Raw genomic sequence first — 10941 nt, 5'->3', positions numbered from 1 at the left:
GCTCACTTTATTCCAGAAAAGCCCATGTACGAACAAGGCTTAATCTTGATGCCTCACGTCGCTACTTTGGGTTGGGGCGTCGGCCCTGGCGGTGAAGTTACAGACATCTTCCCGTTCTTCGTAGTCGGTGTTCTCCACTTGATTTCATCTGCTGTTCTCGGTTTGGGCGGCATTTATCACGCCGTTCGCGGCCCTGAAGTTCTTGAAGAATATTCTTCGTTCTTCGGCTACGACTGGAAAGATAAGAACCAGATGACCAATATCATCGGCTATCACCTGATTCTTTTGGGTGGCGGTTGCTTGCTGCTGGTTGCTAAGGCCATGTTCTTCGGCGGTGTCTATGACACTTGGGCTCCGGGCGGCGGCGACGTGCGTATTATCACGAACCCGACTCTCAACCCCGCTGTGATTTTTGGCTACTTGGTTCGCTCTCCTTTTGGTGGCGAAGGCTGGATTGTCAGCGTCAACAACATGGAAGACATCATCGGCGGTCACATCTGGCTGGGCCTGATTTGTATCGCTGGCGGTGTGTGGCACATTTTGACCAAGCCTTTCGGCTGGGCTCGTCGCGCCTTAATCTGGTCTGGCGAAGCTTACTTGTCTTACAGCTTGGGTGCTTTGTCCCTGATGGGCTTCATCGCTTGCTGCTTTGTCTGGTTCAACAACACTGCTTACCCCAGCGAATTCTACGGCCCGACTGGTCCTGAAGCTTCTCAAGCGCAAGCTTTGACCTTCTTGATCCGCGACCAACGCTTGGGTGCTAACGTCGGTTCTGCACAAGGCCCGACTGGTCTGGGTAAATACCTGATGCGCTCTCCTACTGGCGAAATCATTTTCGGCGGTGAAACCATGCGTTTCTGGGATTTCCAAGGCCCTTGGTTGGAACCTTTGCGTGGTACTAATGGCTTGGATTTGAACAAAATTAAGAATGACATTCAGCCTTGGCAAGCTCGCCGCGCTGCTGAGTACATGACTCACGCTCCTTTGGGTTCTTTGAACTCTGTGGGTGGTGTGGCGACTGAAGTTAACTCGTTTAACTTCACTTCTCCTCGTTCTTGGTTGTCCTGTTTCCACTTTGTGATGGGTTTCTTTTTCTTGGTCGGCCACTTGTGGCACGCTGGTCGCGCTCGCGCGGCTGTCGCTGGCTTTGAGAAGGGTATCAATCGTGAGACGGAAGCGGTTCTTTCGATGCCTGATTTGGATTAATCGATCGCATTTATTGCTGATTTGATTGTCTAATCATTAAAAGGCTCCTGTTTAATCGCAGGAGCCTTTTTTACTGCTGATTAACTCAGATGATGACTATTAAAAATAGCAGCTATAGCCTTTCTCAGGAGCGAACAAACTTATTAGACAGCCTAGTTCTTGGGTATCTGCATCTAAGCGCTCCCAGCTCAATTCAAAGGCAGCAGCAACACCTAGCTGTGCTGTCATTGTTGCATCAGCTTTTTCTAGGGCTATATGCCTAAGTCTTTTCCGCTCTAAACGTCGCAGCATTTCTGATAGAGACAAATCCTCTTCTTCGGCTTTGAGAAGGGTATCAATCGCGAAAATGAACCAGTGCTGGCTATGCCTGATTGGGATGAGTCGATCGCATTTAATGTTGATTTGATTGTCTAATCATCCAAAGGCTCCTGTTTAATCGCAGGAGCCTTTTTATTGAGAAGGAAGAAGGAAGAAGTCAACCCCCCCTGCCCCCCCCCAAGGGGGGAAATTCAGGAAGAAGGAAGAAGGAAGAAGGCCCTTCGACTTCGCTCAGGAACCGGGTAGTCGAAGGGCAGGAACCGGGAAGATGCAATAATAATGGTTTCAGCAATGTCGGATACGGCAGTGCCCATTGGTGTCAACTTAACGTCAAACCCAGTCACAGACTGCTGTTTGACGATTGAGGCCAGATCCCCCCTAGCCCCCCTTAAGAAGGGGGGGACAGGAGTCTTCTCAAAGTCCCCCTTCTTAAGGGGGATTTAGGGGGATCTAGACTTGGCGTAAACCCAGATTTCTCAAAGGTTTCAGGCTTAAGTTGACACCTATGGGCAGTGCCGTTTCCCTACCCCTTCCTTTTTCCTTCTTCCTTCAAAATGAATCATCAAGCTTGGTTGACATCACTAAAAGCACATCGGGCGATCGCAGTTATCCGTTCGGACGATCGGGCAATGGCTTGGCAGATGGCACAAGCTGTAGCTAAAGGGGGAATTGAGTTTATTGAAATTACTTGGAATACTGAAAAAGCGGCTGAATTAATTGCTCAACTCCGCTCCGAATTACCTACTTTTAGTATTGGTACTGGCACATTATTGAATTTAGAACAGTTGCAGGAAGCTATAGATTGTGGCGCTCAATTCCTGTTTACTCCACACACGGATGTAGCTATGATTAAAGTAGCTGTTGATGCGGGAGTGCCGATCGTCCCTGGTGCTTTCTCTCCGACAGAAATTGTCACTGCTTGGCAAGCGGGCGCTACCTGCGTTAAAGTGTTTCCGATATCGAGTTTGGGAGGTGCGGCTTACCTGAAAGCTCTGCAAGGCCCGCTGGGTGAGATTCCTTTGATTCCCACGGGTGGGGTGACGCTGGATAATGCAAAGGTATTTATTGATGCTGGGGCGATCGCGGTTGGTTTAGCTGGAGACTTATTTCCTAAACATTTGGTGGCTAATGGCGATTGGGAGGCGATCGGGCAAATTGCTCGAACTCTCACCCAAAACTTAACAACTTCTTAATCCTGTTTCCTAATCTAAAATCTCAAATTTGAATTTTCAAATGAGCTGAGGTCTGAGAAATGAAAAACAATATAAACTCAAGTTACTTCCACCGCGTTGGAACTTTAGCTGCTAGCTTGGTATTGACAATTGCAGCTTTTTGTGGTATGTCAACTGCTGTAATTGCAGGCGAAAAGCACAACACCATTGCCTATCGAATTATGGAGTTGCAACAATCTAGTCAACGCTGGATTGAAATCGATATATCAAGACAAAAGCTCATAGCTTGGGAAGGAAATAAATCAGTTTATGCTGTCAATATTTCCAGTGGCAAATCATCGACTCCCACGCGCACGGGAACGTTTGCGATTCAAACCAAATATCGGGTTGCAAGGATGACTGGGCCGGACTACGATGTCCCCGATGTTCCTTATACAATGTATTACGATGGTGGCATGGCAATCCACGGCGCTTACTGGCACAATTTGTTTGGCAATCCTGTTACTCACGGCTGTACAAATGTGGCGGTAAATCACGCTAAATGGCTGTTTGAATGGGCATCGGTGGGGACGGCGGTGGTGGTGCACAAATCTGAAATTTAGGACATGGGGCATTGGAAGTAAAGAAGCTAGTTGATGTCTAGCGGATATCTAGTAAAGGAGACAAACAGCGCATGATTCAAACCATATCTAAAACAAAAACTGTGATGTTTGATGAGTTCATTGACTGGTATCCAGAGAACTCTATCCATCGATATGAACTACACAACGGAGTAATTGTTGAAATGCCTTTAGGAACTGGTGACCATTCCGGTGTTACGGGCTTTATAAGCTTAAAACTAGGAGTTCAAATTGACCGTCATGAATTACCCTACTCAATTCCAGGTGACTGCTTACTCAAGCTTGGACGTAACGAATCAGGCTACCAACCAGATGTAATTGTCCTAGAGCAAAGTGCGCTCATTAACGAACCGCGTTGGAAAAAAGAATCGATCATCACGATGGGTAGTTCGGTTCGATTGGCTGTAGAGGTGGTCAGCACAAACTGGCGGGATGATTATTTTTTCAAAGCCTCTGATTATGAGGAAATGGGCATTTCTGAATACTGGATTGTAGACTATCTTGGTTTAGGTGGTCGTAAGTTCATCGGTAATCCCAAACAACCTACTCTAGGAGTTTATCAACTGGTAGATGGGGAATATCAGGTTAAACAGTTTAGGGGAAGTGAGAGGGTGGAGTCGCTGGCTTTTCCAGAATTGAGTTTGACGGCCGAGCAGATTTTTCGGGCTGGTTTGCCTCCAAGCTAGCTTAACTAGAAGAGTTGTGGTACCGGGCGTTGTAGGGACACGGCATTTTAACTGGTTTTAACTGGTTCCCAGGCTCTGCCTGGGAACCGATGTCTAGAGGCTCTGCCTCGCTCTTAGAACCTACAAATTGGAGGCAGAGCCTCTGGATCTGCGTTCCCAGGCAGAGCCGGGGAACGAGTGGGGAATTGGAGGCAGAGCCTCTGGATCTGCGTTCCCAGGCAGAGCCGGGGAACGAGTGGGGAATTGGAGGCAGAGCCTCTGGATCTGCGTTCCCAGGCAGAGCCGGGGAACGAGTAGAAAAAAGTCGGAAATCTGCGTTGTTTAAGTTAACTGCACCACGGGTTTATCCTCTAACAAAGTTTGATTTGTCAGCAAATCTTCGACGGTAATTCGTAGAAAACGCTGTTCATCAACGCGGAATAAAACTTTTATGCGATCGCCTCCCGGATACCCAGGCGGTGTCAATTGAGCGATGCTGCGAGCTCCGTCTTTGTCGTTTAGTGGTTGTACAGATGTTTTACCTGCGAGTTGGCGAGTAATTAATCTGTCACCATCAAAATAGATTTCTGTGCTGCCAGTTTCCGCTCCCAATTCACCGACAATTAATTCTATACTCGGCTGATTTTCTAGAGAAGCTCCCAATACTAATTCTACTGGTTCGCTCATCGGGTAAGACTGACCGGATTTGATTAAACTATGCCAACTATGACAATTTTCGCGACGATTCCAGTAGCGAATGCCATAACTGTGGTAGAGAAAATCTTTGATTTGTATACCTTGACTCAGTTGCAGAGCACCTTGGGCGATCGCCTCAAAGGGCTTGTCACACTTAATTTTTGCTGGATCGAAATATTGTTCAACCCACCGTTTTACAGCCGGAATTTGTACAGTGCCGCCAACTAGCAAAACTGCGTCGATATCCCCTATTTCTAAACCCTGACGGCGCGCTTGCTGCAATACTTGATTCATGGACTCATCCAGGTTGTCAAAAAATTGATGTTCGGCGAGGATGGATTCAAAGCGATCGCGATTTAATTCTAATTCATAAGTCTCAAAATTTTCTTCATCAAAATAGACCTCACTCGCCCGTTCTTGCAAAGATAATTGAATTTTCAAACGTTCTGCTAATCTGGTTATAATAGAAGATTTCATCATGCCTGTATTTTTGATAAAATCATCTACTAGCCAGTTATCAATATCCGAACCGCCTAAATTTTGTCCAGCTTTAGCCAAAACACGCGCAATTTTGGCTTTTTGTCCTGAAGATTCAGCCAGGGATCTGTCCCCCCATTTCAGCAGGAAGCCCAGAGGCTTTTTATTAGCAGAAATATCTAAACGCACTAAAGAAAGGTCTAGAGTTCCGCCGCCAAAGTCAATTACTAACAGATTTTCGCGATCGCCTAAACCGTAACCCAAAGCAGCAGCCGTGGGTTCATCCAACATCCGCACCTGTTCTACTTGCAAGGATTGAGAGAGTTTTCCCAGCCAATTGCGGTAAGCTTCAAAACTGTCTACAGGAACGGTAAAAACCAAAGAATCTACAGGTAGTGGCAGTTCGCGAATGGAGCCGACAATTTGAGTCAAAAACCACTGTCCTACTTGCTCAAAACTAACTATTTGTCCGTCAAGTTCTGGGACAAAACCCTGAATGGGAGTGCCAATTCCTCGTTTGAAATTGCGGAAAAATCGAGAATCCGTACTCAAGTCAAGGCCTTTGTCGCGGACTTGTTGACCAAGTATTACTTGATTGTGAGCAGCGTTCTCAACATAGAGCAGACTAGGAATTAGGGGGGGATTTTGAGCTGAAATTGCCGATAGTCCCGGCAATTTCAAAGTTTCGGGCTTGGATGTCGCCGGATTCGTGCGAGCGACGACGGTGTTGCTAGTTCCAAAATCAATTGCGATCGCCATTGAAGCAAAATACACAGCTACTAGGGATTACAGCATATTAGGGTATTTGGAGACACCTATGCAAATAGGATATTTCAGGCAGAAAATTGCTGGCTACCCCTGAGTCGATCGCCCTGGAGCGCTAGATTATTTATTTTTGCTTTCAATTCCAGCTAAAATCAAAATGAGACTTTTTGAGCAATCTCTGATTAGGGATGCAGCAGATGAACCTACCTTCTTTCTTGTGGTTGTGGAAAATAGCAGCTTGGTCCATGGGTTTTTCCCTGTTTGCTTACCTGTTGCTGGCGGTTACTGGAACGTGGATGTTTGCGGCTCGTAGCACCAAACAGCCTCGTCCAAAATGGCTGCGTCCTTTCCATTTAGCCACAGGTGCGGGGATGGCGACTTTGGTAATTTTACTACTGGGAATTGGCGTAGTTGGAACCCTGGGAGAATACGGCTATTTAGGTCATTCTGCTCATTTGCCTGTGGGGTTAGCAGTTGTTACTTTGGTGTTAGTTTCTGTTGCTAGCGGTCTGCAAATTAGCCCCAAAAATCCTTGGGCTCGTCCTTTACATATCGGCGCTAATTTGACTTTGTGTGGGGGATTTGTGCTGGTGTTGCTGACAGGATGGACTATTGTCCAAAAGTATTTGCCATAATTTTTTTGCAGTTTGCTAACCCGTTTATGATTTGGCGGTTGAAACAGTTACCATAAAAAATTTCGTCCGCGCCACGCGAGAATGAAAAACCAGGGGGTACGATTTGGTATCAGAAAATCGGGTTTTTGTGTAATATCGTTTACGGTTGCATCGGAATGATTTAACCGCAGAGAGCGCAGAGGGCACAGAGGAGGAGAAGAGAGACATGAATACAGGACGATACCAACGGATTTGATATCAATTCCGGTTGTATCGGAATGATTTAACCGCAGAGAGCGCAGAGAGCGCAGAGGAGGAGAAGAGAGAGATGAATACAGGACGATACCAACGGATTTGATATAAATTCTCAGTTACTTGCCGCCGTAATAAAAGGCAACTTCTTTATCTTTGAGCGGTGCAAAGTCAGCAGCGATCAGCATTTGATCTAGTTCTGCTTGAGGCAGGTGTTTGACACCGATGCGGACAATGCGCGATCGCATGGTATTTGATACACCACTGCGCTGTCTCCCTGCTTCTAATCCCATTACTTTCTCGTAAAGGTCTAATTTTGCCTGGGGAATTGGAGAGCCATCAAAGTCTATACCAGAGGCGATCGCGACATCGATAGCATCTGCGCCAGTTGTAGATTGAGCCACTGATTTTGTTTCTTCAGACATGGGTGATAATTTAAAAAAAATACGATCGCTCGACCGGAAAACCTCAAGCTGGGAATTCCAATTAAGCTCAAATGCTTGACAAATCAAGGATTGAATCTAATGCGGATAAAAGGACTTGAACCTTCACTCCTCTCGGAACCAGAACCTAAATCTGGCGCGTCTGCCAATTCCGCCATATCCGCGTAGTCACATTAAACAAAACTACCACATACTATTTTATTTGTCAAGCCTAATTGAAAAACCCGGTTTTGGTTCTGAGTCAGCCTAGTGGGAGGGTGGGCAAGCATCCCCGACTTTAGACTTGGGGAGGTTGAAACCGGGTTGGCTGGTGGGTGATGCTAACTTATTTTTGACCCAGTGCTTTCCAAGTGGTGTCATCTACCACTCCATCTGCCTTGAAACCTTTGTCATCCTGAAACCCCTTGACAGCAGCAATGGTCTTGGCACCAAAAATACCGTCGATCGGACCTGGATCGTAACCCTGAACTTCTAGGCGCACCTGTAGTGTTTTCACTTTTGCACCAGAGGAGCCTTTAGAGAGAATAGTTACAGTGGTTGGAGCGTTGCTGGGAGGGTTGCTAGGAACTGAAGCATCCTTCTGAATCGGAGATTCCTCCTCAACAGTTTTAGAAGCAGATACCGGATCGGCTGCTAATGCTGTCCAAGTCTCTTTGTCTACGATGCCGTTTGAATCCAACCCCTTAGCTCGTTGAAATTCACTGACAGCAGCGGTGGTGCGGGAGCCATAGGCACCGTCGATCGTGCCGATGGAGAAACCATGAATTTGCAACCGTTGTTGTATGGCTGCAACTTCCGGTCCGTCTGCTCCTGCGGATATAGTTTTTTCCTTTTTGACTGGTTTTTGCTCCCCGGCATAAAAAGGCTTGTTAAACATATCTGTTTGGGAATTCGCCTCTGGGGAGGAAGTACCAGGGTCAGCCGGAGCCACAAAGTCTCTGCGGTACTGTTCTTGGACAAAGGGTTTGGACTCGAAAGCTGCGGTAGCATTCCTGGTGAATCCAGGAGCGACCAGAGCCACTAGACCGAGAATCGTTGCAGTAGTCACACGCATAGGTTTTCCTCTCGATAGTAAAGTTTTGTAAATTAGGACTGTTTTATGGTTTCTGTGTTCAATTGTAATACCATGCAGGACACACTTACTCATATCTAAGGAATGTTAGATAGAGTGATACCAATGAATTAGTAAGGGGTCAAACACTATAGGAATCAAGGGGAATGCCTCTATTGGGCGATCGCCAAGTTGGGAATTAGATCGATGGTGGGCTTACTTCCACTAGGTTGCACAAATATAGGCTACACAAATATACATAGACCCAGGGCGATGACCCGGTATATTTCGGCAGAAATTTGGCAATCTGGATCGAAGGCTAATAGAATAGTCCTGGAGATGGGGGCCCAGAAACCGGGTTTTTTAGGAAAATACTTCGTTGCTACCGACAGATTAGGTAAAAACCCGGTTTCTTCGTCGGAGTGCGTAAGTCCTGTAGAGATGTGATATAATATCAAGTAAAAGTATAATTGTTTGAGCTTGGCAGTCCGCCACTTCAAATTATGAAGTCAACACAACAGTTTACAGCAATTATTGAACGAGAAGGCGATGGATATGTATCCCTTTGCCCAGAACTTGATATTGCCAGCCAAGGTGACAATATAGAAGAAGCGCGACGTAATCTGATCGAGGCGCTGGAACTATTTTTTGAGACAGCAGATCCTTCTGAAGTAAAGAATCGGCTGCATAGTGAATTTTTTGTGACTCGTGTAGAGGTGAGCGTTGGGTAAACTGCGGGTTCTATCAGCGGCTCAAGTTTGTCAAATTTTAGAACAATATGACTTTGTTCAAGTGCGGCAGCGCGGCAGTCATATTATCATGCAGCAGCGACTACCCAATACAACTGTAACGGTTCCTGTACCCAATTATTCAGAAATTAAAATTGGCACTTTGCAGTCTATTATTCGGCAGTCAGGATTACCTCGATATCTCTTTGAAGTGAACGAATAGCTTAGATTAGCATCTATACAAACTCAAAACAAAAACCCGGTTTCTCGGCCTCACACTACAACTAAAGAAACCGGGTTTTTCATCAAATTTATCGACTACAGCGAAATATTGTCGTAAAAAAACCCGGTTTCTAGACCTCGCAATCCTACAACTGCTTCACCTCAGAAACCAATTTGGCAACCACATCCTTAGCGCTACCAAACAACATCATCGTCTTATCCTTATAAAACAACTCATTGTCAACACCAGAAAAACCAGCACTCATCCCGCGCTTAATCACGATCGTATGTTTAGCCTTATCAACCTCCAAAATCGGCATCCCATAAATCGGGCTCGCCGTATCGTGACGCGCCGCCGGATTCACCACATCATTAGCACCAATCACCAACGCCACATCCGTCTCGTCAAACTGCGGATTGATGTCTTCCATGTCGTACAACTGCGGGTAAGGCACGTTTGCTTCCGCCAGCAACACATTCATGTGCCCCGGCATCCGCCCAGCCACCGGGTGAATGGCGTATTTCACGTCAACACCCATTTTTTCCAAACCGTCGGCTAACTCGCGCACGGCGTGCTGTGCTTGCGCTACAGCCATCCCGTAGCCGGGAATAATTACCACCGATCGCGCATAACCCAACATCATCGCACTTTCTTCGAGATTGATGCTGCGCACAGTTTTGTCGATCGCCCCAGCAGCAGCCCCAGCAGCCCCAGCACTAGCACCACCGCTACCAAAGGCACTAAATAACACGCTAGAAAGCGATCGATTCATCCCCTTACACATGATTTGCGTCAAAATAATCCCCGACGCGCCCACCAAGGCACCAGCGATAATCAGCATATTGTTCATCAAAATGAACCCAGCCACACTCGCCGCAATCCCCGAATAGGAGTTAAGCAGCGACACCACCACGGGCATATCGCCACCACCAATCGGTAGCACAAACATGATTCCCAAAATATTGGAAATCAGCACCAAACCCAGGAATACCGGGACATCCTCCGGGTTAAACAACATATAACCGCTGCCGGCTAAAAGTGCGATCGCCAGCGCAGCATTAAACGGCTGTTGCAGCGGAAACGTCATCGGCGCACCCGGTAGCAATTCTTGCAGCTTCGCAAACGCCACAAGGCTACCAGTGAAAGTAATCCCGCCAATCAACACGCCCAAAAGAATTGTGATTGTGGCATCAGGTGCCGGCGATTCTGGGATGCTGAGATAGCGCCAGAATTCCCCCACAGCAACGAGTGCAGAAGCCGCGCCCCCGAAACCGTTAAGCAAACCCACCATCTGCGGCATATCCGTCATCGCCACGGTTTTCGCCATAATTGTTCCCAAAATGGAACCGACGATGATCCCGACAGCAATTAATTCGTAGCTGATGACTTGTTTTTCCAGCAACGTACCGACGATCGCAATTAACATCCCGATCGCAGCTAACACATTCCCTTGACGCGCAGTTGCGGGCGATCCCAACTGTTTCAAACCGATAATAAATAAAGATGCGGCAACTAAATAACCTAGTTGAATGCCACTGGGCAGAAAATCACTCACGCTTTAACCTCTTTTTTCTTGAACATTTGTAGCATTCGATCGGTTACTAAGAAACCGGCGACAACGTTAATTGTGGCAAGGGCGATCGCGATCGTCCCCAAAATCGAAGTAACAGTCACATTACCTTGGCCAGAAATCAGAATTGCGCCTAAAACC

At 46.8% G+C, this 10941-nt stretch carries 13 protein-coding genes and 1 tRNA gene; 7 read left to right on the top strand and 7 right to left on the bottom strand.

The window, feature by feature from the left end:
- Positions 1–1206: photosystem II reaction center protein CP43 (psbC, locus tag AAFP11_RS28095; RefSeq protein WP_341739979.1), on the top strand; the 1206-nt coding region annotated here is incomplete at its 5' end.
- 99 nt (positions 1207–1305) lie between these two features.
- On the opposite strand, the gene AAFP11_RS28090 is transcribed toward psbC, so the two are convergent.
- On the bottom strand, positions 1306–1512 hold the full coding sequence (locus tag AAFP11_RS28090) for a hypothetical protein (protein ID WP_341739978.1): 207 nt from the start codon (positions 1510–1512) through the stop codon (positions 1306–1308).
- A 566-nt stretch (positions 1513–2078) separates the two neighbouring features.
- Between AAFP11_RS28090 and AAFP11_RS28085 the strand changes: the two genes are divergently transcribed.
- The 3 genes from AAFP11_RS28085 (at position 2079) to AAFP11_RS28075 (ending at position 4002) form a co-directional block, all read left to right on the top strand.
- Positions 2079–2717 carry a bifunctional 4-hydroxy-2-oxoglutarate aldolase/2-dehydro-3-deoxy-phosphogluconate aldolase gene (locus tag AAFP11_RS28085; protein ID WP_341739977.1) on the top strand — a complete coding sequence of 213 codons (639 nt, stop codon included), beginning with the start codon at positions 2079–2081 and terminating at the stop codon, positions 2715–2717.
- A 59-nt stretch (positions 2718–2776) separates the two neighbouring features.
- Positions 2777–3298 (top strand): L,D-transpeptidase, encoded by a 522-nt coding sequence (locus AAFP11_RS28080; protein WP_341739976.1) that lies wholly within the window; start codon positions 2777–2779, stop codon positions 3296–3298.
- Positions 3299–3369: 71 nt separating this feature from the next.
- Complete coding sequence (locus AAFP11_RS28075; protein WP_341739975.1) at positions 3370–4002, top strand: Uma2 family endonuclease; 633 nt, start codon at positions 3370–3372, stop codon at positions 4000–4002.
- Between the two features lie 321 nt (positions 4003–4323).
- Here the strand turns inward: AAFP11_RS28075 and AAFP11_RS28070 are convergent, their stop codons facing one another.
- Complete coding sequence (locus AAFP11_RS28070; RefSeq protein ID WP_341739981.1) at positions 4324–5913, bottom strand: Hsp70 family protein; 1590 nt, start codon at positions 5911–5913, stop codon at positions 4324–4326.
- Positions 5914–6116: 203 nt separating this feature from the next.
- Between AAFP11_RS28070 and AAFP11_RS28065 the strand changes: the two genes are divergently transcribed.
- Positions 6117–6554: a DUF4079 domain-containing protein gene (locus AAFP11_RS28065; protein WP_341739974.1), complete on the top strand. Its 438-nt coding sequence runs from the start codon at positions 6117–6119 to the stop codon at positions 6552–6554.
- Positions 6555–6904: 350 nt separating this feature from the next.
- Here the strand turns inward: AAFP11_RS28065 and AAFP11_RS28060 are convergent, their stop codons facing one another.
- From AAFP11_RS28060 to AAFP11_RS28050, 3 genes are all read right to left on the bottom strand, one after another.
- A complete protein-coding gene (locus tag AAFP11_RS28060; protein WP_341734912.1) occupies positions 6905–7210 on the bottom strand; it encodes a DUF4090 family protein in 306 nt (101 codons plus the stop codon).
- A 100-nt stretch (positions 7211–7310) separates the two neighbouring features.
- Positions 7311–7392 (bottom strand) — tRNA-Leu (locus AAFP11_RS28055).
- Positions 7393–7553: 161 nt separating this feature from the next.
- Entirely contained in the window at positions 7554–8282 is a 729-nt protein-coding gene (locus AAFP11_RS28050; protein WP_341739973.1) for a peptidoglycan-binding protein, read from the bottom strand.
- A 500-nt stretch (positions 8283–8782) separates the two neighbouring features.
- Between AAFP11_RS28050 and AAFP11_RS28045 the strand changes: the two genes are divergently transcribed.
- Complete coding sequence (locus AAFP11_RS28045) at positions 8783–9010, top strand: type II toxin-antitoxin system HicB family antitoxin (RefSeq protein WP_332979094.1); 228 nt, start codon at positions 8783–8785, stop codon at positions 9008–9010.
- The gene (locus tag AAFP11_RS28040) at positions 9003–9230 is read left to right on the top strand and encodes a type II toxin-antitoxin system HicA family toxin (protein ID WP_293192941.1); all 228 of its coding nucleotides are present in this window, start codon (positions 9003–9005) and stop codon (positions 9228–9230) included. Before AAFP11_RS28045 ends, AAFP11_RS28040 begins: the two co-directional genes overlap by 8 nt.
- 145 nt (positions 9231–9375) lie before the next feature.
- On the opposite strand, the gene AAFP11_RS28035 is transcribed toward AAFP11_RS28040, so the two are convergent.
- Complete coding sequence (locus AAFP11_RS28035) at positions 9376–10785, bottom strand: NAD(P)(+) transhydrogenase (Re/Si-specific) subunit beta (RefSeq protein WP_341739972.1); 1410 nt, start codon at positions 10783–10785, stop codon at positions 9376–9378.
- On the bottom strand, positions 10782–10941 hold a 160-nt coding region (locus tag AAFP11_RS28030; protein ID WP_341739980.1), incomplete at its 5' end, for a proton-translocating transhydrogenase family protein. The genes AAFP11_RS28030 and AAFP11_RS28035, both read right to left, overlap by 4 nt.

Origin of the sequence: Microcoleus sp. CAWBG640 (assembly GCF_020883015.1) — a bacterium.
Lineage (GTDB): Bacteria > Cyanobacteriota > Cyanobacteriia > Cyanobacteriales > Microcoleaceae > Microcoleus > Microcoleus anatoxicus.
Note: the sequence above shows the minus strand (reverse complement) of the source record. Positions and strands in the feature narration are given on the sequence as shown.

Coding starts and splice junctions, on each gene's coding strand:
- AAFP11_RS28080 (WP_341739976.1), top strand. CDS start 2,777: ATGAAAAACAATATAAACTCAAGTTACTTCCACCGCGTTGGAACTTTA.
- AAFP11_RS28050 (WP_341739973.1), bottom strand. CDS start 8,282: ATGCGTGTGACTACTGCAACGATTCTCGGTCTAGTGGCTCTGGTCGCT.
- AAFP11_RS28075 (WP_341739975.1), top strand. CDS start 3,370: ATGATTCAAACCATATCTAAAACAAAAACTGTGATGTTTGATGAGTTC.
- AAFP11_RS28045 (WP_332979094.1), top strand. CDS start 8,783: ATGAAGTCAACACAACAGTTTACAGCAATTATTGAACGAGAAGGCGAT.
- AAFP11_RS28070 (WP_341739981.1), bottom strand. CDS start 5,913: ATGGCGATCGCAATTGATTTTGGAACTAGCAACACCGTCGTCGCTCGC.
- AAFP11_RS28060 (WP_341734912.1), bottom strand. CDS start 7,210: ATGTCTGAAGAAACAAAATCAGTGGCTCAATCTACAACTGGCGCAGAT.
- AAFP11_RS28065 (WP_341739974.1), top strand. CDS start 6,117: ATGAACCTACCTTCTTTCTTGTGGTTGTGGAAAATAGCAGCTTGGTCC.
- AAFP11_RS28085 (WP_341739977.1), top strand. CDS start 2,079: ATGAATCATCAAGCTTGGTTGACATCACTAAAAGCACATCGGGCGATC.